This window comes from Sphingopyxis sp. (genome assembly GCF_050725655.1).
Taxonomy (GTDB): Bacteria; Pseudomonadota; Alphaproteobacteria; order Sphingomonadales; family Sphingomonadaceae; genus Sphingopyxis.
In genome coordinates this window covers 1-20,892 of the sequence record NZ_JBOHHT010000066.1, presented here as the reverse complement: position 1 = coordinate 20,892, position 20,892 = coordinate 1, and the positions used below count along the sequence as shown (strand labels likewise).

Sequence of the window (20,892 nt, the reverse complement as noted above, 5' to 3'; positions counted from 1 at the left end):
GGTCGATCACAGGTTTTTGGGCGATCGCCAGCGGCGCGCGAGGAGCAGCGGCATGACCGCGAAATCGAACGCGCCGATGAGCACGACGGCGACCCCGATCCAGCGATCGGTCGGCTGTCCGGCGAGTTCCCATCCGCCGCGGATCAGCACGAAACCGATGAGTACGAAGATCGCGCCCATCAGGCGCATAGCGTTGAGGGCGAAGAAGCGTTTTTTGGCGAGCGCGTCGTCGGTCTGGTTCATACACCCTCCCTATCGCCGCCCAGATGCCGCATCAACTGTGCGAGCGCGCCGTGGCCCGTTGCCTCGACCCCTTCGATCACGCGCGCGCGTTCGTCGGCGGACTTGTTCTGCGACAGCTTGATCGTCGGGCGCCATGAGGTAATCCGCATTTCGAAGCCGACAATGGCGCCGGTCATCTTGCTGAACAGCGCGGGGTTCATTTTGCCCCGCGTCCACGGCGGATCGGCACCCACGCGCGCTTCGTGCTGCGCCGAAAGCGTGTCGAGCTGTGCCACGAGCGCCGCGTCGTCGAGCTTGCGCGCCGTGCCTTCCATCTCGATGGCGACATAGTTCCACGTCGGCACCTGGTCGATGTCGGCGTACCAGCTTGCGCTGACATAGGCGTCGGGACCCTGCACCACGGCGAGCGCGTTCGCGCCGCCCAGGTGGCGGGTCAGCGCATTGCCGCGCGCGAGATGAAATTGCAGCGTTGCCCGGTCGTCGCTCAGCACCACAGGCACATGCGCGACGCGCGGCCCGTCGGGCGTGCTCGCAAAGATCGCGGCAAAACCGATCTCGCGCACCAGCAATTCGGCGAGATCGTCCTGCCGCGGGCGGAAGGCGGAGTTGGGGTGCATCAGCTCGCCTTGGGCGGGCGCGCCGGATGCTTCTTCGCGCTCGGCTTCTTGCCCGCAGGTTTCCCGGGCGCCGGCTTGCCGGGCTTGCCCGGTTTCGCTTTCGCCTTGGGCTTGGGCTTGCCGACGAAGTCGGTGGGCTTGCCCTCTGCCGTGCGGCCGCGCCGTTCGCCGCGCCGCGCCTTGCGGATCTGTTTGCTGTGCGCTTTCGCCTGAGCCTTGAGCGCCGATTTGGGCGGCGGACCCTTTTCGCCCGCGTCGATGCCGATATCGCCGAGCAGCAGGTCGAAGCCCAGATCGTCCATGCTTGCGGCGAAATGATCGGGCAGGTCGGCGCTGATATCGATCGCGCCGCCGTCGGGATGGTCGATGCGCAGGCGGCGGCTGTGCAAATGCATCTTGCGGCTGATCGTCCCGGTCAGGAACGCGCCCTTGCCGCCATATTTGCCGTCACCGACGATCGGGTGGCCGATCGCCGCCATATGGACGCGCAGCTGGTGGGTGCGGCCGGTCAGCGGTTGCAGCTCGACCCAAGCGGTGCTGTTCCCCGCGCGCTCGATCACGCGGTAACGCGTCTTCGATGCGAGGCCGCTGTCGTGGACGTGCATTTTCTCGCCGCCCGATCCGGGCTGCTTGGCGAGCGGCAGGTCGATCTCGCCCTGCTGGATGTCGGGCACGCCGACGATCAGCGCCCAATAGGTCTTTTTCGCGCTGCGATTCGAAAAGCTTTTGGCGAAATAAGCCGCGGCCTTCGGTGTCCGCGCGATCAACAGCGCGCCCGACGTATCCTTGTCGAGCCGGTGGACGAGTTTCGGCCGTGTCGGTCCGTCGAATTTCAGCGCGTCGAGCAGGCCGTCGACATGCTGTTCGGTCTTGGTGCCGCCTTGCGTCGCGAGCCCCGGCAGCTTGTTCAGCACGATCGCGCTCGCGTCGCGGTGGATCATCATGCCCGTTGCCAGCTCGACATCGGCGTCGGTCAGCGGACGGCCCTTGCGCGCCGGTCGCGCCATGGTCTCGACCGGCGGGGTCGGCATGACAAGTTTCTGCCCCGTCGCGATGCGGTCCGACACATCGGCCTTTTTGCCGTCGAGCGTCAGCTGTCCCGAGCGCGCCCAGCGCGCGAGCAGCGCGTGCGGCGTTCCCTCGCGGTGGCGCTTGAACCAGCGGTCGAGCCGGATGCCGTCGTCTTCCTCGGCGATGGTCGCGCCATCGAGATTGGCTTTGGCGTCGCTCATGCCGGCACTTGCCGCACAAGGAACAGACCGAGCCCGCAGGCGGTGATCGCGCCGACGACGGACGCGAAGACATAGGCGGCTGCCTGAGCGTTTTGGCCGCGTTCGAAAAGCATCCAATTTTCCATGCTGAAAGAGGAGAAGGTGGTGAAACCGCCAAGAATCCCGACGCCGACGAACAGCCGCGTCGTGTCGCCGTCACCGCTGCGCGCGAGCCAGCCGACGAACAGGCCCATCAACAGGCTGCCGACGATATTGATCGACAGCGTCCCCCATGGGAAGGCCGGGCCGAACCGCGCGAGCATCGCCTGGCCGACCAGATGGCGGGCGCCGGCGCCGATCGCGCCGCCGATCATGACGGGAAACAGGCTGTTCATGAGGCTCGCCCTAGCCGGAAACGACGGCGAGGCATAGCGGGCGCGTTTTCATGTGTCGGGCGGCCTCGGCGCGGTGGCCGGACGCTCGTGCGTTGCGCGCCATTGTTCGGGGCGGACGAAGTCGCCCTGCCAGATGCCGCGCCGCTTCGCCTGCGCCTCGGCTTCCTCGACCATATAGGCATCGCTCGTCGCAACCGCCCAGCCGAGCCGCGCCATTTCGGCCCCGAGGTCGATGCCGTCCGGGAAAGGGGCGGTGCGGCATGCGGCGAGCGTGCGGTCGTAACGATCCTTTGCCGCGACCTCGCAATAGAGCGGCCCGCGGCCCGCCAGTTTTTCGAGCGTGGCGCGTGCTTCGCGGCCGCAGGGCCAGCGGGCGGCGTCGCGCGCGCAATCCTGCCGATATTCGACCGCGTCGATGCCGGTCAGGCGGATCGTCAGCGGCGCATCATTCTGCCGCATCGTCAGGCTGTCGCCGTCGATCACATGGACGAGCGGCATGGTCAGCGCGGGCGCCGGCAACCACACCCATGCGACAAAGGCGAGCCCGGCGAGCAACAGCAGCGCGAGCAGTGACCGGAAGCGCCGTCGCCGGCGGAGGCGGGTCAGCGAGGAGGGGCCGGAAACCATCGGGCTGGCCTGACTCGATGTCGGCAGCTTGGCAAGCGCGAATAAATTGTTGACGATGAGAACAAATCATGTCCAAAATGGACCTATTCCATAACGGCCGACACGCGCCGACTCATGCAGAATATCGAGCTTGGGTCCGGATTGGCGGCAAACGGGAACGAACAAAAGGTGAATACCGCCGAAATGACGGCATGCTTACGCCAGGATGGAGCGATGGGGGACGGGTAACATGGTGGGCCAAGTGATGCAGACGCTGGATAGATTGGCAATCGCGCCGGGAGGTTTCGGTGCAGGATATGCGGGACCGCCCGAGACGATCGGCGGAATCCTCGACTCTGTTGCGTCGCCACTTTTGTTCGTGGGGTCAGAGGTCGATTGGCCCGACACGGCTCCGCTCGCTGAAGTGCGCCTCGTCAGAACGCTCCCGCCGTTGCGCGCGGCGGATTACATCCGGCAAACGGCGACACTGGACATTATCTGGCTCGCCGCGGCGGAGACGATCGAAGGCGAAACGCTGGGCGACATATATGCGGCGGCGGGCGAACGGGGCTGCAATCTCATATGCGAAACCACACTGGTCGCGCTCGACCGGGTCGCGGCCGCCATTCCGGCGGCGCTCGACGTCCAGTTCCTGGTCGAACCCGATCCGACCGACCGGCTCGTCGCCCTGGCGGCAGCAAGGCAGACGCGGCACGGCATCCTCCACGACATCGCACGCGACGATGCGATGGAGCGGATCGACCGGCTGCAGGAAGAAGTCGCGCGCATTTCGCGCCTGCTCGGCGATCTCGCCGGCCAACGGGGCGGTCTTCCCGGCACACCCATGGGCTTTGCATCGCGGGCTGAGGATCTGCCCGACTATGCGGGACAGGTACGCGCGCCGGCGCGCGACTTTGCCGCGATGCCGCGCAGCTTCGTTCCCGAAGATCGCACGCTCGATCGGCAGCGCGCCAAGGCGGTGCGGCGGATGCTGCGCCAGCGACGGATGCGCGAGCAATATTTCCCCGCCGACCTGTTCGCCGATCCGGCTTGGGACATGTTGCTCGACCTCTATGCCGCGAGGCTCGAGCGCCAGCCGGTGTCGGTGTCGAGCCTGTGCATCGCCGCCGCGGTTCCCGCGACGACGGCGCTGCGCTGGATCAAGACGATGACCGATGCGGGTCTGTTCCTGCGCGAAGACGACCCGCACGACGGTCGCCGCATCTTCATCGCGCTTGCCGAAGGCGCCGGCGACGCGCTCGCCCGCTATTTCGAGGCGCTCGAAGAATAGGCATGGCCCACGCCGTTCGCCTGGCGTAGATTTCGGGCATGAAGGATGCCGTCGAAGTGGTCGTGAACGACCGGATGCAGCAGGGTTATCGCTATTTGCGCACCGCCCCGATGGGGAAGGCTTTCGATCCCGGTTTCGAACCCGAACTTGCGCCGGCCGAGATGCTGGAACTCGGGGTATTCTGCGGCAAATATCTGACCGACTGCACCGCCGAATTCCCGGCAAGCTGGTTCCGGAACGCGAAGCTTGCACCCGGACGGGCCGACTGTTCGCTCAACTATTTCGGCATCCGCGCGAGTGTTCCCTTGCATGTCTGGATCCAGAAAGGGTGGATCCATCCCGACGACCCGCGCGGCTGGTTCCAATGGTATTGCCGCTATTATTCGGGGCGGCGGATGCCGGGCGAGGACCATCGCCAGATTGCGCGGTGGCGCGCCTTCCGGCGTCACGCCGCGCAAGTGCGCAAGCATTGCGAACCGGGCGACCTCTTTTGCCGACCGAAACAGCGGCAGGCGCTGCTGCAATGGGCATACGACAGCCGGGACACCTAGCCCGAATCCGGGGCATTTCCCTTCGCTGCGGGGCGCACTATGTAAGCGCCGCACTTCAATGGAGTTTTCTGCCGATGCCGATCATGGCCGCCCGCGTTTATCATGACGGCAAGCTTGTCCGCGACATCGGTCCGGACGAAGCGATTCCCGAAGATTGCGACGACGGCGATTTTTTCTGGCTTGGCCTTTACGAGCCGACGCCGGGCGAACTCGAAGGCATCGCCAAACGCTTTGGCCTTCACCCCCTGGCGGTCGAGGATGCGCTGAAGGCGAACCAGTTGCCGAAGGTCGAGGCTTATGGCGATCAGCTGTTCGTCATCACCCGTACGGCCAACCTCGACGCCGACATCATTCAGCCCGGCGAAACCGCCTTTTTCATCGGTCCGCATTTTTTCGTCAGCGTCCGTCACGGGTCGGCGCGAACGCACACCGACATCAGGGCGCGGCTTGAAACGCTGCCCGCCAAGCTCGCGCACGGGCCTGACTATGTCCTTTATGCGGTGCTTGATTTCATCGTCGACGGCTATTTTCCGGTTGTCGACGCGATCGAGGACCGGATGCTCGCGGTCGAGGACAGCGTGATGGACACGCCGCTCGACGCCGCCGATATTCGCCATCTCTACACCCAGCGGCATGAGATCATCCGCTTCCAGCGCCTGGTGGGCATGATGAAGGAGGTTGCCGGACGCCTTGCGACCGAGGACGACCTGCCCAATATCGACCCTGCCGTGCGCCCCTTCTTCCGCGACATCTGGGACCATGTGCAGCGCGCCGAATTCCGGCTCTCCGGCCTTCGCGATGTCGCTGCGTCGGTGATCGAGACCAACGGCATGCTCGAGCAGCAACGGCAGGGCGTGATCACGCGCCAGCTCGCCGCCTGGGCGGCGATCCTCGCCGTACCGACGGCGATTGCAGGCATCTATGGCATGAATTTCGAATTCATGCCCGAACTCGACTGGGCCTTTGGCTATCCGTTCGCTCTTGCGTTGATCTTCGGCGGGTCGGGGCTGGTGTTCTGGCGCTTCAAGCATATCCGCTGGCTCTGACGCGCGCGACCCGCTTGCCAGCGGCGGCGGCTTATGGCAGGGGCGCACCTCCCTTCGGGGGCGCTTAGCTCAGTTGGTAGAGCATCTCGTTTACACCGAGAGGGTCGGCGGTTCGAGCCCGTCAGCGCCCACCACGAACCTTCCGCGTCATCGTGCGTTGCGCCTTTACAGCCGATGATGGCTTGAAAGGAAATCCGATGCCGTGCGAACTCAAAGGCTCGTGCCGGTGCGGCGCGATACGCTTTTCCATGCAGAGCCACACACCCGTGCCGTACCAGCTTTGCTATTGTTCGATTTGCCGGAAACAGCAGGGTGGCGGGGGCTACGCGATCAACCTCGGCGCCGACGCGAGGTCGCTAAAGGTCGAAGGCGAAGCGCATCTTGGTCTCTTTCGCGCGCGGATCGAAGACGACGAGCATGAAACTTGCGAAGTTTCGAGCGGCGAACGACGGTTCTGCCGCGAATGCGGGTCGGCACTGTGGCTCTATGATCCGACCTGGCCTGACCTCATCCATCCTTTTGCGAGCGCGATCGATTCGCCGCTGCCGGTGCCGTCGTCGCGCGTCCACCTGATGCTCAAATATAAGGCGGAGTGGGTCGAACCCGGCATCGGGCCACGCGATGCGGCGTTCGATCTCTATCCCGAGAAATCGATCGAGGAATGGCACAAGGACGCGGGCGTCTGGGTCGCTTGATCTCGTCGCCGATGGGGTTAAGGGACGGCTATTCGAGAAAAGGTCGCCTTCATGAAATATCTGTTTGCCGCTCTCGCACCCGCTCTGCTCGCTATTGCTTCGCCCGCGCTTGCCGCGCCGAAACAAGGCGATGTCGTCATCCGCCATGTGACAATCGTCGATGTCGAGGCGGCGAAAACGGTCGCCGGACAGGCGGTGGTGCTGAAAGGCGACGATATCGTTGCGGTCGGCGCCGATGCGGTGATTGCGAAGGACTGGCGCGCGGCGCGAACGGTCGAGGGCAAGGGGCGCTATCTGATCCCGGGTCTCTGGGACATGCATGTCCATTTCGGCGGCGGACCCGAACTGATCGATGAGAATAGGGCGCTGTTGCCGCTCTATATCGCGAACGGCATCACGACGATCCGCGACTGTTCGGGGGATTTGCCCGAACAGGTGCTCGCCTGGCGTAGCGAAATTGCGAGCGGCAGCCTGTTCGGACCGCGCTTGCTGACATCGGGTGCAAAGATCGAGGGTATCGCGCCGGTCTGGAAAGGAACGATCGAGGTCGGCAGCGAAGCCGATGTTGACGCCGCGCTCGATCGCCTCAAGACGCGCGACAAGGTTGATTTCGTCAAGATCACCGACAGCACGCTGAAGCCCGAATTGTTCCTCTATGCGCTGACCAAGGCCAAGGCGCTTGGCCTGCGCACATCGGGGCATATCCCGATGGCGTTGACGGTCGATCAGGCGGTGGACGCCGGGATCAGCTCGATCGAGCATCTCGACTATGCCTATAACGCCGGGGCGAAGGACGAGGCTGCAATTGCCGCCGATTTCGCGGCGGGGCGCATCGACCGCGCCGAAGCGAACCGCCGGCTCGATGCGGGCTTCGACCGCGACACCGCGATGGCCGCCTATCGCCGCTTCGCCGTCAAAGGCGTGTTCGTGACACCGACGCTGAACGGCAGCCGCATCATCGCCTATCTCGATAGCGACGATCATTCGAAGGATGCGGGCCTCGCCTATATCGGGCCAAAGCTCCGCAAGACCTATGACTGGCGCATCGAGCGCGCGGCAAAGGCCGACGCCGCGGGTATCGCGACGCGCCACAAGCAGATCGAGGATATTGCGACGATCCTGCCGATGCTCGCCGAAGCGGGCGTGCCGATCATCGCGGGGACCGACGCGGGTTTCCTCAACAGCTTCAATTATCCGGGCTTTGGACTTCACGACGAGATCGAACTCTTTACGCAAAAGGGGCTGACTCCGGCGCAGGCGCTCGCCTCGGCAACGCGCGCAGGCCCGGCGTGGTTCGGCTGGCTCGATCGTTACGGTGCGATCAAGCCGGGCATGGCGGCCGATCTGGTGTTGCTGACGAAGAATCCGCTCGAGGACGTCGCGGCGACGCGCGCCATCGATACGGTGGTGATGCGCGGCGCGGTGCAGGATCGCGCGGCGCTCGACAAGATGCTCGCCGATACGCGCGCGAAAGTGGCGGCATGGAATGCGGCGGCCAAGCCCTAAGGGACGATGGCGCGCGCGACTTGCCGGGCGCGCCAGACGCTCCAAAGGGTGAACAGCCCCATCGCGGCCCAGATGACATTGAGCACCGCCGAGGGTAGCGCGCCATTATAGCCCGAATTGACGATGAACCCGCCGGCCCCGATCACATTCATCCATTGGTAAAGGTAACTGCGTCCTGCAAGCTTGCCGAGCGACAGCAGGATATAGGCGGCGAGGATGACGACCGCGGCAGCCCAGCCGATGATCTCGATGACGATGATTTCCGCGCTCATGCGCTTCCTCTCCAAACGAAAATCCTCTCCAAACGAAAACGCCCGCCCCGGTGAGGGGGCGGGCGCTCATAGCATCAGGCGTCTGCCGCGTCAGGCAGCAAGCTTGCGCAGCACATAGTGCAGGATGCCGCCGTTCATATAATATTCGACCTCGTTCGCGGTATCGATGCGGCAGAGCGTGTCGAAGCTGAAGGTCGAGCCGTCGGGGCGGGTGACATTCACGGTCACCGTCTGGCGCGGCTTCAGGTCCGCGACGCCGGTGATGGTGAAGGTGTCGTCGCCGGTCAGGCCCAGCGTCTCGCGCGTGTCGCCATCCTGGAACTGTAGCGGCAGCACGCCCATGCCGACGAGGTTCGAGCGGTGGATGCGCTCGAAGCTTTCGACGATGACGGTGCGGACGCCGAGCAAATTGGTGCCCTTCGCCGCCCAGTCGCGCGACGAGCCGGTGCCATATTCCTTGCCCGCGATGACGACGAGCGGCGTGCCGTCGGCCTTGTGGCGCATCGCGGCGTCGTAGATCGGCATGACCTCCGAGCCGTAGCGCGACATGCCGCCTTCGATGCCGGGGACCATTTCGTTTTTGATGCGGATGTTGGCGAAGGTGCCGCGCATCATCACGTCGTGGTGGCCGCGGCGGGCGCCGTAGCTGTTGAAGTCAGCCTTGTTAACCTGATGTTCCATAAGCCATTTTCCGGCCGGGCTGTCCGCCTTGATGCTGCCGGCGGGCGAGATATGGTCGGTGGTGATGCTGTCGCCGAGGATCGCGAGCGGCTTCGCATCGATGATGTCGCTGACCGGCGCCGGGGTCATGCTCATGCCCTCGAAGTACGGCGGGTTCGCCACATAGGTCGAGCCGGCGCGCCACTGATAGGTATCCGAGCCTTCGACTTCGATCTTCTGCCAATGCTCGTCGCCCTTGTAGACATGCGCGTAGCGCGCGACGAACATGTCGCGGTCGACCGCACCCGCAACCGCTTCGGCGACCTCCAGATTGGTCGGCCAGATGTCGGCGAGGAACACGTCGTTGCCCGACTGGTCCTGCCCGATCGGCGTGGTGGTGAAATCCTCGATCACCGTGCCCTTCAATGCATAGGCGACGACGAGCGGCGGCGAGGCGAGGAAGTTCGCGCGCACATCGGGCGACACGCGGCCTTCGAAGTTGCGGTTGCCCGAGATGACGGCCGCGGCGACGAGGCCATTCTCGTTGATCGCCTTGCTGATCGGCTCGGCCAGCGGCCCCGAATTGCCGATGCAGGTGGTGCAGCCATAACCGACGAGGTTGAAGCCGATATTGTCGAGATGCTGCTGCAACCCGGCCTTGATCAGATAGTCGGTCACGACCTGCGATCCCGGTGCCAGCGAGGTTTTCACCCACGGCTTGGGCTTCAGCCCCAGCGCGTCGGCTTTCTTCGCGACGAGCCCCGCGGCGATCAGCACCCCGGGGTTCGAGGTGTTGGTGCAGCTGGTGATCGCGGCGATGGTGACGTCGCCGTCGCCGATGTCGAAATCCTTGCCCTCGACCGGCACGCGCGTCTGCGCTTTCTTGTAGGTGTTGACCATGTCGGCATTGAACACATCGTCGACATCGGGGAGCGAGACGCGGTCCTGCGGACGCTTCGGCCCCGCGAGCGACGGCACTACGGTGGCCAGGTCGAGTTCGAGCGTGTCGGTGAACACGGGGTCCGCGGCGCCCTCGACGATCCAAAGCCCCTGCGCCTTGGCATAGGCTTCGACCAGCGCGATCGTCTCGCCGCTGCGGCCGGTCAGGCGCATATAATCGAGCGTCTTGTCGTCGACGCCGAAGAAGCCGCAGGTCGCGCCATATTCGGGCGCCATATTGGCGAGCGTCGCACGATCCGCGAGGCTCAGCGACGACAGGCCGGGGCCGAAATATTCGACGAAGCGGCCGACGACGCCCTTGGCGCGCAGCATCTGGGTCGCGGTGAGCACAAGGTCGGTCGCGGTCACGCCTTCCTTCATCTTGCCGGTGAATTTGAACCCGACGACTTCGGGGATCAGCATCGATACCGGCTGGCCGAGCATCGCGGCCTCGGCCTCGATCCCGCCGACGCCCCAGCCGAGCACGCCGAGCCCGTTGATCATCGTCGTGTGGCTGTCGGTGCCGACGCAGGTGTCGGGGTAAGCGACGGTTTCACCCGACGCATCGTCGCTCGACCACACTGCCTGCGCGATATGTTCCAGATTGACCTGGTGGCAGATGCCGGTGCCCGGGGGGACCGCCTTGAAATTGTCGAGGCTTTTCGATCCCCATTTCAGGAAGTCGTAGCGTTCGCCGTTGCGATAATATTCGATCTCGACATTCTGTTCGAACGCCTTGGGGTGGCCGAATTCGTCGACCATCACGCTGTGGTCGATGACGAGGTGGACGGGGACGAGCGGGTTGATCTTTGACGTGTCGCCGCCGAGCGTCGCGATCGCATCGCGCATCGCGGCCAGGTCGACGACGCACGGAACCCCGGTGAAATCCTGAAGCAGCACGCGCGCCGGGCGATACTGGATTTCCTGGTTCGAATGCGGGTCCTTCTGCCAATCGACCAGCGCCTGAATATCGTCGGTCGACACGGTGAAGCCGCCATCTTCGAAGCGCAGCAGGTTTTCGAGCAACACCTTCATGCTGAACGGCAGCCGCGAGACATCGCCCAGCTTTGCCGCGGCCTTGTCGAGCGAATAATAAGCGTAAGTCTTGCCGCCGACGCTCAGCGTCGAGCGGGTGCCCAGCGTGTCGTTGCCCGTGGTCGTCATAGGATTGCAGTCCCCATGTTGGCGCGGCGGGGAATGACTGTCCGAAGGCGAAGCGGGAGAGCGGGGCCAACGGGAGTCGCACGCGCGGGTTTATGTTGGCGCCGCCTTACGCCCAGGCCAAGGAAATGCAAGGGGGTGGGGGACGGCTATCGCGGCAGGACCAGTTCGACGCGGCGATTCCGGGCGCGGCCTGCGGCGTCATCCTTCCCGTCGGCGGTTTGATTTGCCGCGATCGGGGCGGTTTCGCCCTTGCCCGATACGCGGAACGCGCGCTGGCGCACGCCGACCTGCTGCGCGAACCAGTCGGCAACGGTGCGCGACCGCTTTTCGGACAGGCTCTGGTTATAGGCGTCGTCGCCCTTGGCATCGGTATGGCCGATCACTTCGATGGTGCCCGGCGGCGCCTTGCGGATCAGTTCCGCCGCCTTGCGCAACTCGGTCTCCGCACCGGGCGTCAGATCGGCCTTGTCGAATTCGAACAGCGCATCGGCGGGCAGGTCGACGATCGTGGCGGTGTCGGTGACGCGGATGTTCAGCCCGCTGACATCGCCTTTCAGGTCGCTGACCGTTCCCGTCATCCCGCTTCCCGGCATCGCGCTTTCCCGGCCGCCTCCGGCGGCGGGCGGTGCGTCGGTCGCGGTTCCATCGAAGCTGGAGGTCGTCCCGACCCTCGTGGCCGCCTCCGCGGCTGTATCGTCGGCGGGGGCATCGTCGCGCCCGCCCGGTGAACAGGCGGCGAGCAGCGCGGCGCCGATCGACAGCGATGCAAACCGCATCATCGCGTGACCGGTATCCCGTCGAACGGGCCGACTTCGGGCAGGTTGATCGACACGGTCTTGCTGGTTGCGGGCGGCGCGGGGAATTTGGCCCAGATCACGCCGGGTTTGACTTCGCAGGCGGTGTTCAGACGGGTTCCGCCGACGTTCGACGCCATCCACTCGCCGGCATTGTCCTTGAGCACGCCCAGCCGCTGCGACGTGGCATCGTCGATCACGCTGATCTTTGTGACGTCGAACGACTCGCTGTTGATCTTCTGGTCGCTCGAGCAGCGTAGCGTCACGGTCAATATGTCGCCGGTGACCGCAACCTTCATCAGGTCGACCTGCGATCCGTCGGGCCCCGGCTGGCTCTGAATCGCGACCTGCGCGGGCATCCGCGCGACGGGGGTTTCGTCCTGCGGTGCGGTCACTGTTTCGCGCGTGACGCCCGATTCCGGCGCGGCCGCCGTGTCGGGGGTCGACGGCGTCTCGCTGACGTTGCAGCCCGCGAGCGCGATTCCGGTCACAGCGAGGAAAGTAACATGCCGAATATTCACCGATAAACCTCCGTCCCTATCTGGATACGGGACCTACGTTTTACCAAGGCGAGGGTTCCCGGCGGCGACCGCGTCGACGCCATAAGTGGCCGAGGCACCATCGGGAATGATGTCGATGCGCTCGATCAGCATCGACGGAATGACCGAAACCGTCGGGGCTTCGTTCATCCCGACCGACGGCATGCGTCGGCCGTTGAGCAAGGTCAGCGTCGCATCCGAGGCGAGTCCACGCAGCGCGAAGCCCGAGAAGCCATCGAACTGGTTATAGGTGGTGGCATCGCCCAGCGGGCTGCCGATCCCGGCTCCGCTTGTTGCAAATTCACTCAGATCGCCCGTGAAGTTCTGCGGAATCGTGAGCGCATATTCCGCAATCGACCCCGATCCGGATTGCACGATGTCGGCCTTGCCGTGCGTAAAGACCGGGCTTGCGACATATTCTTTCGGCAAGCCGCGGATGAGCGAGCCCGTAACGACGATGTCGTGCGAAAGGCTATCGGCATTATGCTTCTCGCTATCCTCGGCGTTGTTTTGCGATTCCTCCTCTTCGGGCAAATCCGCCGCGGGACTATCCTGCGCGACCGTGGGTGCCGCATATGCTCCGGCAAATGAGAGAGCCAGGAGGCCCTTGATAATCAGATTTTGCAAATCAATCTTCTCGTAACGACGGCGATCCGGGAGGATTGGGCGAGGAGCGGCTAGGCGCCCGCGCCCGATCAGTTCAGCGCGTTGTTGATCGTGTTGAAGATCGTCTCGAGGTTGAGCCCGAGCGTCTGGAAGGCGATGATGCATGCGAGTGCGATCAGCGCGGCGATCAGACCATATTCGATCGCTGTCGCGGCCTGTTCGTCGCAGAGGAGATTCGGTGTTCGCTTGGTCCGCATGATCCTGTTCCCTTGTCCCATGTTCCGTCCTTGGTCCCGCGGCGGGCATAGCGCAACGGGTTGGGGCTTTTCCTGCGGAAGAGGATTAATGCGCTGATAAGCGAAGATAAATTCGGCCGATCTGGTGGCGCTTGATTCGGGCCCGTGATGAGGGGCTCGCCATCGCGCCCGCGTGCTGCCAGGCTCGCGGCGTCCGAGGCTGGAAATGGGGATGCGGATCATGCGATGGACGATGATAGCGACGATTGCGGCGGGGCTGGTCGCCGCGCCCGCGGCGGCGCGCGAGGCGGACAAGGTGCTGATGTCCGAGCACCCGCAGGGGCGCGCCTTTCAGGAAGCGGTGGGCTATGCCGATGCGGTGATCGCGGGCGACACCATTTACCTGTCGGGCGTGGTCGCGGGAATGGCGAAGGGCGAAACCGACCTCGCGCCCGGATATGACCGCGCCTTCAAGGCGATCGCTGCGACGCTGGCGCGCGCGGGGCGAGCTGGGACGATGTTGTCGACATCACGACCTTTCACACCGATCTGGCCGCGCATATCGACGGCTTTGCGGTGGTGAAGAACCGCTATGTGAAGGCGCCCTTTCCGGCGTGGACCGCGATCGGCGTGTCGCGGCTGTACGAGCCGACTGCGGTGGTCGAGATCAAGGTGGTGGCGGTGAAGCGCCGGAAATAGCGTGGCGGCTCAGCTGCCGCCCGCGGCGAGGCGCACCGGCTTGGGGGTGAAGGTGCGGACGCGGTTGCGGCCCGTGCGCTTCGCTTCGTAGAGCGCCTGGTCGGCCTCCTGCATCAGCGCCGAGAGCGTGGTGCCGGGGACGCCGATCGCGAGGCCGATGCTGGTCGTCGGGCAGAGCTTGGCCGGGATGCGGTCGGCGCACGCGGCCTGCAGCCCGGTGCGGACCGCCTCGGCGAGCTGGCGCGCCACCTCGATGCTCGCGCCGGGGACGAGCAGCGCGAATTCCTCGCCGCCTATCCGCCCCGCGACCATTTCGGCGGGGCCGATCAGCCGGACGTGCGCGCCGAACGCGGCGATAATCGCATCGCCGACCGCGTGGCCGTGATTGTCGTTGATCGACTTGAACCGGTCGAGGTCCGCGATCATCAGCGCGATGGGGGTGTGCTCGTCGACGCAGCGGCGCAGCGCGGCGCCCGCCTGCGCCTCGAACCCGCGGCGGTTGAGCAGGCCCGACAGATTGTCGTCATCGACCTGGCGGCGGAGCTCGGCGATCTGGTCGATCGCGACGGCGACCATCAGGCTGATCGCCGCGACGATCGACACCATCGCCTGGCTGAACTGCACCGTGGTCCAGTAAACCGACTGCTGGAACCCGACATAATTGTCGAAGCCGCCGACGAGCGAGAGCAGCACGATGGGGCGGATGATGAGGTTGAGCGCCGAGATCGCGGCGACCCAGAACAGCACGCGGTCGATGAGGTAATGCTTTTCGACCGGCCAGAGCGATTTGACGACCATCGCGGCGATAAGGCCGGCGCCGATGCTGATCGACAGGATGCGCGCGGCGATGCTTGGCTGGATGAGCAGGAACCAGATGAAGACGGTGATCGAGATCGCGGTCGTCACTGCCATCGCGCGCCAGGGGATCGGCAGGCTGTACCGTTTGATGATCGCCGCGGCGAACAGGACGCCGGTGGCGAGGAAGCCGAGATTGGCGGGCAGGCGCTGCAATTCCATCGGCAGCACCGGGCCGACGTCCTGGATCAGGAAGGCGATCGCCGACGCGGTATAGGCGCCCGCCGCATAGGCGATATAGCGTTCGCGGCGGTTCAGCCAGAGCAGGAAAAAGGCGATGGCGAACAACAGGCCGATGCCCGGATTGAGCAGCGAGATGAAAAATTGTCCGTTCACACTACCGCTTTCTGCCTCCACCCTCAGGGTAGCAGCGTCTTGGATAACGAATTGTTACTTTTCGGGGAGTTAAGTCACGGTAACGTGGCGAGAGCCGTGGTCAAGCGGTGCCGCGCACCACGAGATGGACGGGGATGCGGGTGCCGCTGCGCGTGCGTTCGTCATCCTCGAGCGCCATCGCGACGAGCGCCTCGCCCGCGGCGTCGAGATCGGGTTCGAGCGTCGTGAGCGCGGGGTCGGCGAGGGTGCCGGCACGGATGCCGTCGAAGCCGATCAGCGCGACATCCTCGGGAACGCGGCGGCCCGCGTCCTTCAGCCCCTGGAGCACGCCGAGTGCGAGCATGTCGCTGGCGGCGAAGATCGCGTCGGTGTCGGGATGCGCTTCGAGCAGCGCGTGGACCGCGGCGACGCCCTGTGCGTGGCGGTCGGCGGCGGCGGGCGGCTCGGCGACCACCGCGGTCAGGCCGTGCGCGGCGAGCGCCGCCGAAAAGCCGTCGCGGCGTTCGTCGAACTGGCGCTGCGGCGACTGTTGCGGTCCGACAAACGCGATCTGGCGACGGCCGGACTTCACGAAATGTTCGGCGGCGAGTTGCCCGCCTATATCATTCTCGCTGCGCATCCAGTGGAACGGGCTGCCGGGGCTGCCCCAGCAGACGAAATCGAGGCCGGACGATTGCGCCTGCGCGAAATAGTCCCATGCCGGACGGTTGCTGGTCGTGCCGATGACGATCATCGCGTCGGCGAGCCCCGAGGCGACGAAATCGGCGCGGAAATTGTCGGGATTCTCCTGGAACGAGACGAGCAGGTTGAAGCCGCGCGCCGAGGTCGCGGCGGCAATGCTGCCGAGCAAGGCGAAATAGAAGGGGTTGATCGCGCTGCGGTCCTCGCCGGGGCGGCAGATGGTGACGAGCGCGATCGTCTCGCTGCTTTTCAGCCGCAGCGACGAGGCGTGGCGGTCGACGACATAGCCGAGCTCGCGCGCTGCGGCTGAGACGCGCGCGCGCGTCTCAGCGTTGACGCCGGGGCTGTTGCGCAGCGCACGCGAAACGGTCGATTGCGACACGCCGGCGCGCTCGGCAACGTCGAACGATGTGGGACGCAGCATCTTTCCGTTCACCTTGGCCTCCCTCCCCCTTGCGCCGTCTCTCGCCGCGAGGGCCGGGCTTGTCAATCGGCGAGGCCGTCCAATGCGAGGAGCGCGAAGCTCGCGAGCCAATGTTCGCCCATATAGTCGCCGGTGACGTGCGGGAGCGCGGCGGCGAGATGGCGCTGCGCCGCGGCTTCGGCAACGGGCGTGACGGGGTGGGCCGGACCGAGTGCGGCGGCGATCGCGCGCCAGCTCCAGGCGCGGCTGAGGTTGAGGCCGTCGAGGTGCGCGATCTTGCCGTCGCTGCGGTCCGAGACGGTGGCGGGGGTGAAAAGCGTCGCGGGTTGTTCCTGCGCCGCGCGCGGCAGGAAGGTGTCGAACCAGCTGGCGAAATCGTCGCCGAGGATAGCCGCCATCAGATGTGCCTCGGTAAGCGCCGAGGAGAGAAATTCGTCGCCGCCCGGCTCCCATGCCTGACAGTCGCGGTCGCTGGAGAACCAATCGCGGGCACGCGCGTCGATGAGGGCGGCGAGCGCGGGATCGCGGGTTTCGGCCCAGTGGCGCGCGAGGAGCAGCGCGAAGCTGATGTTGAAATGGGTGCCGACACGCAGCGGATAGGTGAGCTTTGGCAAGAAAGCATGGAAGCGCGCGGCGAAGGCGACGGCGAGCGGTTCGAGCGCGGCCGCCCACGGGGAGTCGTGGCTTGTCGCCTCGGCATGGAGCGCGAGGAGCCACGCCCAGCCATAGGGGCGTTCGAAGCTGGCGGCGTATGGCCGGTCAAGAAAAGCGCGTTCGCCCACGACCTTTTCGGGGACGAGCATCGTATCGGCGCGGGCGCGGACGTCGGCAGCAATGGCGAGGTCGGGGAAGCGGCGCGCGAGGCGGAGGACCTGCCACCAGCCATGGACGCAGCTGTGCCAGTCGAAGCTGCCGTGAAAGATCGGGTGATGCCCGCGCGGCAGCTTCGCGTCCTCGGGGCCGTTCAGGACGAGGTCCATCTTGTATGGATATTCGCGGCCGAGATGCGACAGGGTCGCGGTCGCGAAGCGGGTGGCGTGGTCGGGGGTGAGGTGCATTCCATCGTCCTAATCAAGATGATCCTCCCTGTCGCGCAGCGATGGGGAGGTGGCAGCGCGAAGCGCTGACGGAGGGCTGTGGCGCTGCCCCTCCACCACTCGCTTCGCGAGCAGTCCCCCTCCCCACCGCTTCGCGGCAGGGAGGATTTAGAAAGCGAAGAGGTAAATGAAGAGGATGTTCACGCCAAGCAAAGGCACCGCCGTGCCGATCTGCGCCTTGATCACGCCATAGGGGTTTTTGAGTTCGAGCAAGGCTGCGGGGACCAGATTGAAATTGGCTGCCATCGGGGTCATCAGCGTGCCGCAGAAGCCCGCAAGCATGCCGATCGCGGCGATGACCGCAGGATCGCCGTCATATTGTTTGATGAGCAACGGCATGCCGACCGCAGCCAGCATCACCGGGAAGGCGGCGAAGGCATTGCCCATTACCATCGTGAAAAGCGCCATGCCGAGTCCGAAGGCGAGCGTCGCGCCGAAGAGGCTGCCTTCGGGGATCGTGCTTCCGATGACGTCGCCGACGACTTCGCCAACGCCCGCGAGCGCGAAGACCGCGCCGAGGCTGGCGAGCATCTGCGGCAGGATCGCCGCCCAGCCGACGGCGTCGAGAAGGCGGCGGCCCTGCTGCGCGGGGAGAAGAAGCGGGGGCTTTAACCGCGCCATGCCGACGACAAGCGCGATCAGCACGCCGATCGCGAGCGAGATCAGCGTCGCCTGCTTGGGATCCGCCAGGCCAGGGACCCATTTGAAGAGGAAGGTGCCCGCGAGCGCGACCGCGGGGATGATCAGCGCGACGAGGAGCAGGAAGGGGCCGTGGCGCGCGGCGCGTTCGGCCTGAATTTCAGAAGGGACTTCACCGCCGGGCGCGCGGCCGATCTGTCCCGCCCCGGCGATCGCGACGAGCGCGAGGACAAGCAGGCCGTTGCCGAAGTCGCCGAGATGATCGCCGGCGAGCATCGAGAGTGCGAGCAGGCCCCAGAAGACACCATTGCCGAACCGTTTGGAATTGCTGCGGTCGAGCAGGCCGAGGACCGCAAAGAGTGCGAAAGTCAGGCCCGCGAGGACATAGACGAAGCCGAGCGTGATCATGCGCCGGCCTCCTGTTGCATCATCCGCTTTTCGAGACGGCGGAGGCGGAGGCCGTGGATGAGGAAGGCGGCGATCGCGGTCGGGATCGCCCAGAGCGAGAAGTGCAAAGGCTCGATCTGATAGCCATAGCCTTCGAGTACGCCCTTCATCAGCAGGATCGAGCCGATCGCGAGGAAGATATCCTCGCCGAAGAAGAGGCCGATATTGTCGGTCGCGGCCGAGAATGCCTTGACCTCTTCGCGCTGGTCATCGGTGAGGGCGTCGTTCTTCGCCTCGGCGGCGGCTTCAGCCATCGGGGCGACGAGCGGGCGGACGGTCTGGGCGTGGCCGGCGACCGAGGTGAGCCCGACGGCGGCCATCGCCTGACGGAGCAGCAGATAGGAGATGAGCAGGCGGCCGAGTGTTGCGCCTTTCATGCGGTCGATGAGGCTGCGCGCATGCTGTTGCAGCCCATAGGCTTCGAGCAGGCCGATGACGGGGAGGACAATCCAGATAATCGAGACGTAACGCGTGTCGTTGAACGCCTTGCCGAAGGCGGCGATGATCGCGGCGATGTCCAGCCCCGCGGCGAGGCCGGTCGCGAGCGCGGAGGCCATGATCACGAGCAGCGGATTGAAGCGGAGCAGAAAGCCCGCAATGATGATCAGGATGCCGATCAGCACGAGCATGATTGGTGTCCCTTCATCCCGTCATCCCCGCGTGGGGCAGACTGCGCTGTCGGCAAATTATCTCTCCCCCGGTTTCCCATAGCCGCCGCCGCCGGGCGTTTCGATCACGAAGGCGTCGCCCGCGGCAAGGTCGGCGCTGCCCGTCGCGGCCAGCATCTCGGTCCGGCCGTCGGCGCGTTCGACCCAGTTGCGCCCCGGCGCGGCGTCTTCGCCGCCTGCGAGACCCGCGGGCGCGATCTGGCGGCGGTTCGCGAGGATGTTCGCGGCCATCGGCTCGCGGAAGCGGATGCGGCGGGTGGCGCCATCGCCGCCGCGCCATTGGCCCGCACCGCCCGAACCTTTGCGGATCGAAAATTCCTCGACGATCACGGGGAAGCGCGTTTCCATCACTTCGGGGTCGGTCATGCGACTGTTGGTCATATGCGTCTGGATGACGCTGGTGCCGTCGAAGCCGGGGCCCGCGCCGGAGCCGCCCGCGATCGTCTCATAATATTGGTGGACGTCGTTACCGAAGGTGAAATTGTTCATCGTGCCCTGCGCGGGGGCCATCGCGCCGAAGGCGGCGAAGAGCGCGTCGGTGATGACCTGGCTTGTCTCGACATTGCCCGCGACGACCGCGGCGGGATAGGCTGGGGACAGCATCGAATTATCCGGCACGATGAGGGTGACGGGGGCAAGGCAGCCTTCGTTCATTGGGATAGGATCGTCGAGCATCGTGCGCAGGACATAGAGGACCGCGGCGCGAACGACGGGCATCGGGGCGTTGAAATTGTCTGGGAGCGTCGCCGACGAGCCGGTGAAGTTGATCGTGACGTGGCGCGCTGTGCGGTCGACCTTCACCGCGACCACGACCTCTGCGCCATTGTCCATCGCGTAGCGGAAGGCGCCGTCGTCGAGGCGCGCGATAAGCTGGCGTACCGCGGCTTCGGCCTGACGCTGGCCGTGCGCCATATAGGCGGCGACGGTGGCGGTGCCGTGCGCGGCGGAGAGGTCGGCGAGCGCGCTGGCGCCGCGCTGGCATGCGGCGACCTGCGCCTTGAGGTCGGCGATGTTGAGCGCGGGGTTGCGTGCCGGCCAGTCGCTGTCGACGAGGTGCGCCGCGACGGCGGCGTCGCGAAAATGGCCGTCGTCGACGATCAGCATATTGTCGAAGAGAATGCCCTCGTCGGTGATGCTCCTGCTGTCGGGGGGCATTGAGCCGGGGGCGATGCCGCCGAGATCGGCGTGGTGGCCGCGCGCTGCCACGAAGAAGCTTGGCGTATCGCCCCTATCATCGTCTTCGGCGACGAACACCGGCATGATGACGGTGATGTCGGGAAGGTGCGTGCCGCCATCGTAAGGTGCGTTGAGCGCGTACGCGTCGCCACGCCGGATGCCGCGGCCGTCACTGGTTCTTTGGCGCAATATCGTGCGGACGCTTTCGCCCATCGAGCCGAGATGGACGGGCATATGCGGGGCGTTGGCGACGAGGCGGCCCTCGCCGTCGAAGATCGCGCAGGAGAAGTCGAGCCGCTCGCGAATGTTGATCGACGAGGCGCTGTGCTGGAGCGCGCCGCCCATTTCCTCGGCGATCGCCATGAAGAGGCTGTTGAAGATTTCGAGGCGGATCGGGTCGGGGTGCTGCATTGCGCCCTCCCCTTCGGGGGAGGGCAGCGAGACCTGGTCCGGCGTAGCCGCGCCTGGTCGCAGCGAGTGGGGGCCATCGACCTTGCGC

The 20,892-nt window shown here is 65.5% G+C and carries 24 protein-coding genes and 1 tRNA gene; 8 read left to right on the top strand and 17 right to left on the bottom strand.

What is annotated here, in order from left to right; all coding sequences use genetic code 11:
* Positions 1 to 6 precede the first annotated feature (6 nt).
* From ACREBX_RS09310 to ACREBX_RS09290, 5 genes are read right to left on the bottom strand one after another with little or no spacing between them, the layout of a single operon-like run.
* Entirely contained in the window at positions 7 to 243 is a 237-nt protein-coding gene (locus ACREBX_RS09310) for a hypothetical protein (RefSeq protein ID WP_431561461.1), read from the bottom strand.
* Complete coding sequence (locus ACREBX_RS09305; protein WP_431561460.1) at positions 240 to 860, bottom strand: FMN-binding negative transcriptional regulator; 621 nt, start codon at positions 858 to 860, stop codon at positions 240 to 242. Before ACREBX_RS09305 ends, ACREBX_RS09310 begins: the two co-directional genes overlap by 4 nt.
* The gene (locus ACREBX_RS09300; RefSeq protein ID WP_431561459.1) at positions 860 to 2,092 is read right to left on the bottom strand and encodes an RluA family pseudouridine synthase; all 1,233 of its coding nucleotides are present in this window, start codon (positions 2,090 to 2,092) and stop codon (positions 860 to 862) included. Before ACREBX_RS09300 ends, ACREBX_RS09305 begins: the two co-directional genes overlap by 1 nt.
* On the bottom strand, positions 2,089 to 2,466 hold the full coding sequence (gene crcB, locus ACREBX_RS09295; protein ID WP_431561458.1) for a fluoride efflux transporter CrcB: 378 nt from the start codon (positions 2,464 to 2,466) through the stop codon (positions 2,089 to 2,091). The genes ACREBX_RS09300 and crcB overlap by 4 nt, the downstream gene beginning before the upstream one ends.
* Positions 2,467 to 2,514: 48 nt before the next feature.
* Positions 2,515 to 3,093, bottom strand: coding sequence for a thermonuclease family protein (locus ACREBX_RS09290; protein ID WP_431561457.1), 579 nt, complete (start codon positions 3,091 to 3,093; stop codon positions 2,515 to 2,517).
* 244 nt (positions 3,094 to 3,337) lie between these two features.
* On the opposite strand from ACREBX_RS09290, the gene ACREBX_RS09285 reads away from it, so the two are divergent.
* From ACREBX_RS09285 to ACREBX_RS09260, 6 genes are all read left to right on the top strand, one after another.
* Positions 3,338 to 4,363 (top strand): MarR family transcriptional regulator, encoded by a 1,026-nt coding sequence (locus tag ACREBX_RS09285; RefSeq protein ID WP_431561503.1) that lies wholly within the window; start codon positions 3,338 to 3,340, stop codon positions 4,361 to 4,363.
* Between the two features lie 38 nt (positions 4,364 to 4,401).
* The gene (locus ACREBX_RS09280) at positions 4,402 to 4,914 is read left to right on the top strand and encodes a hypothetical protein (protein WP_431561456.1); all 513 of its coding nucleotides are present in this window, start codon (positions 4,402 to 4,404) and stop codon (positions 4,912 to 4,914) included.
* A 74-nt stretch (positions 4,915 to 4,988) separates the two neighbouring features.
* Positions 4,989 to 5,960 (top strand): magnesium and cobalt transport protein CorA, encoded by a 972-nt coding sequence (locus ACREBX_RS09275; RefSeq protein WP_431561455.1) that lies wholly within the window; start codon positions 4,989 to 4,991, stop codon positions 5,958 to 5,960.
* A 58-nt stretch (positions 5,961 to 6,018) separates the two neighbouring features.
* A tRNA-Val gene (locus ACREBX_RS09270) sits at positions 6,019 to 6,094 on the top strand.
* Between the two features lie 114 nt (positions 6,095 to 6,208).
* Positions 6,209 to 6,655 (top strand): GFA family protein, encoded by a 447-nt coding sequence (locus tag ACREBX_RS09265; protein ID WP_431561454.1) that lies wholly within the window; start codon positions 6,209 to 6,211, stop codon positions 6,653 to 6,655.
* Positions 6,656 to 6,706: 51 nt separating this feature from the next.
* On the top strand, positions 6,707 to 8,161 hold the full coding sequence (locus tag ACREBX_RS09260; protein WP_431561453.1) for an amidohydrolase family protein: 1,455 nt from the start codon (positions 6,707 to 6,709) through the stop codon (positions 8,159 to 8,161).
* Here the strand turns inward: ACREBX_RS09260 and ACREBX_RS09255 are convergent.
* From ACREBX_RS09255 to ACREBX_RS09230, 6 genes are all read right to left on the bottom strand, one after another.
* Entirely contained in the window at positions 8,158 to 8,433 is a 276-nt protein-coding gene (locus tag ACREBX_RS09255) for a CBU_0592 family membrane protein (RefSeq protein WP_431561452.1), read from the bottom strand. The two genes, ACREBX_RS09260 and ACREBX_RS09255, sit on opposite strands and share 4 nt — an antisense overlap.
* Before the next feature lie 90 nt (positions 8,434 to 8,523).
* The gene (gene acnA / locus ACREBX_RS09250; RefSeq protein ID WP_431561451.1) at positions 8,524 to 11,196 is read right to left on the bottom strand and encodes an aconitate hydratase AcnA; all 2,673 of its coding nucleotides are present in this window, start codon (positions 11,194 to 11,196) and stop codon (positions 8,524 to 8,526) included.
* Between the two features lie 146 nt (positions 11,197 to 11,342).
* Positions 11,343 to 11,975, bottom strand: a complete 633-nt coding sequence (locus tag ACREBX_RS09245) for an OmpA family protein (protein WP_431561450.1) — start codon at positions 11,973 to 11,975, stop codon at positions 11,343 to 11,345.
* The gene (locus ACREBX_RS09240; protein ID WP_431561449.1) at positions 11,972 to 12,511 is read right to left on the bottom strand and encodes a hypothetical protein; all 540 of its coding nucleotides are present in this window, start codon (positions 12,509 to 12,511) and stop codon (positions 11,972 to 11,974) included. Before ACREBX_RS09240 ends, ACREBX_RS09245 begins: the two co-directional genes overlap by 4 nt.
* Before the next feature lie 33 nt (positions 12,512 to 12,544).
* Positions 12,545 to 13,300, bottom strand: coding sequence for a TonB-dependent receptor plug domain-containing protein (locus ACREBX_RS09235; protein WP_431561448.1), 756 nt, complete (start codon positions 13,298 to 13,300; stop codon positions 12,545 to 12,547).
* A complete protein-coding gene (locus tag ACREBX_RS09230; protein ID WP_431561447.1) occupies positions 13,225 to 13,392 on the bottom strand; it encodes a Flp family type IVb pilin in 168 nt (55 codons plus the stop codon). The genes ACREBX_RS09235 and ACREBX_RS09230 overlap by 76 nt, the downstream gene beginning before the upstream one ends.
* 211 nt (positions 13,393 to 13,603) lie before the next feature.
* Here ACREBX_RS09230 and ACREBX_RS09225 point away from each other — a divergent pair, with 211 nt between their 5' ends.
* A complete protein-coding gene (locus ACREBX_RS09225; RefSeq protein WP_431561446.1) occupies positions 13,604 to 13,954 on the top strand; it encodes a hypothetical protein in 351 nt (116 codons plus the stop codon).
* Positions 13,900 to 14,070: a Rid family hydrolase gene (locus tag ACREBX_RS09220; protein WP_431561502.1), complete on the top strand. Its 171-nt coding sequence runs from the start codon at positions 13,900 to 13,902 to the stop codon at positions 14,068 to 14,070. Before ACREBX_RS09225 ends, ACREBX_RS09220 begins: the two co-directional genes overlap by 55 nt.
* 9 nt (positions 14,071 to 14,079) lie before the next feature.
* Here ACREBX_RS09220 and ACREBX_RS09215 read toward each other — a convergent pair whose 3' ends face one another.
* The 6 genes from ACREBX_RS09215 to ACREBX_RS09190 all read right to left on the bottom strand — a co-directional run.
* Positions 14,080 to 15,261 carry a GGDEF domain-containing protein gene (locus ACREBX_RS09215; RefSeq protein WP_431561445.1) on the bottom strand — a complete coding sequence of 394 codons (1,182 nt, stop codon included), beginning with the start codon at positions 15,259 to 15,261 and terminating at the stop codon, positions 14,080 to 14,082.
* A gap of 100 nt (positions 15,262 to 15,361) precedes the next feature.
* On the bottom strand, positions 15,362 to 16,378 hold the full coding sequence (locus tag ACREBX_RS09210) for a LacI family DNA-binding transcriptional regulator (RefSeq protein ID WP_431561444.1): 1,017 nt from the start codon (positions 16,376 to 16,378) through the stop codon (positions 15,362 to 15,364).
* Between the two features lie 50 nt (positions 16,379 to 16,428).
* Positions 16,429 to 17,424: a DUF2891 domain-containing protein gene (locus ACREBX_RS09205; RefSeq protein ID WP_431561443.1), complete on the bottom strand. Its 996-nt coding sequence runs from the start codon at positions 17,422 to 17,424 to the stop codon at positions 16,429 to 16,431.
* 147 nt (positions 17,425 to 17,571) lie between these two features.
* Positions 17,572 to 18,510, bottom strand: coding sequence for a DUF979 domain-containing protein (locus ACREBX_RS09200; RefSeq protein WP_431561442.1), 939 nt, complete (start codon positions 18,508 to 18,510; stop codon positions 17,572 to 17,574).
* On the bottom strand, positions 18,507 to 19,178 hold the full coding sequence (locus ACREBX_RS09195) for a DUF969 domain-containing protein (protein ID WP_431561441.1): 672 nt from the start codon (positions 19,176 to 19,178) through the stop codon (positions 18,507 to 18,509). The genes ACREBX_RS09200 and ACREBX_RS09195 overlap by 4 nt, the downstream gene beginning before the upstream one ends.
* 57 nt (positions 19,179 to 19,235) lie before the next feature.
* On the bottom strand, positions 19,236 to 20,892 hold a 1,657-nt coding region (locus ACREBX_RS09190; protein WP_431561440.1), incomplete at its 5' end, for a hydantoinase B/oxoprolinase family protein.

Bases quoted from the DNA above. Each gene is read 5' to 3' on its own strand.
- ACREBX_RS09225 (WP_431561446.1), top strand. From the start codon at position 13,604: ATGCGGATCATGCGATGGACGATGATAGCGACGATTGCGGCGGGGCTG.
- ACREBX_RS09230 (WP_431561447.1), bottom strand. From the start codon at position 13,392: ATGCGGACCAAGCGAACACCGAATCTCCTCTGCGACGAACAGGCCGCG.
- ACREBX_RS09285 (WP_431561503.1), top strand. From the start codon at position 3,338: ATGCAGACGCTGGATAGATTGGCAATCGCGCCGGGAGGTTTCGGTGCA.
- ACREBX_RS09260 (WP_431561453.1), top strand. From the start codon at position 6,707: ATGAAATATCTGTTTGCCGCTCTCGCACCCGCTCTGCTCGCTATTGCT.
- ACREBX_RS09255 (WP_431561452.1), bottom strand. From the start codon at position 8,433: ATGAGCGCGGAAATCATCGTCATCGAGATCATCGGCTGGGCTGCCGCG.
- ACREBX_RS09290 (WP_431561457.1), bottom strand. From the start codon at position 3,093: ATGGTTTCCGGCCCCTCCTCGCTGACCCGCCTCCGCCGGCGACGGCGC.
- ACREBX_RS09305 (WP_431561460.1), bottom strand. From the start codon at position 860: ATGCACCCCAACTCCGCCTTCCGCCCGCGGCAGGACGATCTCGCCGAA.
- ACREBX_RS09245 (WP_431561450.1), bottom strand. From the start codon at position 11,975: ATGATGCGGTTTGCATCGCTGTCGATCGGCGCCGCGCTGCTCGCCGCC.
- ACREBX_RS09275 (WP_431561455.1), top strand. From the start codon at position 4,989: ATGCCGATCATGGCCGCCCGCGTTTATCATGACGGCAAGCTTGTCCGC.
- acnA (WP_431561451.1), bottom strand. From the start codon at position 11,196: ATGACGACCACGGGCAACGACACGCTGGGCACCCGCTCGACGCTGAGC.
- ACREBX_RS09280 (WP_431561456.1), top strand. From the start codon at position 4,402: ATGAAGGATGCCGTCGAAGTGGTCGTGAACGACCGGATGCAGCAGGGT.
- crcB (WP_431561458.1), bottom strand. From the start codon at position 2,466: ATGAACAGCCTGTTTCCCGTCATGATCGGCGGCGCGATCGGCGCCGGC.
- ACREBX_RS09200 (WP_431561442.1), bottom strand. From the start codon at position 18,510: ATGATCACGCTCGGCTTCGTCTATGTCCTCGCGGGCCTGACTTTCGCA.
- ACREBX_RS09310 (WP_431561461.1), bottom strand. From the start codon at position 243: ATGAACCAGACCGACGACGCGCTCGCCAAAAAACGCTTCTTCGCCCTC.
- ACREBX_RS09205 (WP_431561443.1), bottom strand. From the start codon at position 17,424: ATGCACCTCACCCCCGACCACGCCACCCGCTTCGCGACCGCGACCCTG.
- ACREBX_RS09235 (WP_431561448.1), bottom strand. From the start codon at position 13,300: ATGCATCATCGCCTTCCAGACGCTCGGGCTCAACCTCGAGACGATCTT.
- ACREBX_RS09195 (WP_431561441.1), bottom strand. From the start codon at position 19,178: ATGCTCGTGCTGATCGGCATCCTGATCATCATTGCGGGCTTTCTGCTC.
- ACREBX_RS09265 (WP_431561454.1), top strand. From the start codon at position 6,209: ATGCAGAGCCACACACCCGTGCCGTACCAGCTTTGCTATTGTTCGATT.
- ACREBX_RS09300 (WP_431561459.1), bottom strand. From the start codon at position 2,092: ATGAGCGACGCCAAAGCCAATCTCGATGGCGCGACCATCGCCGAGGAA.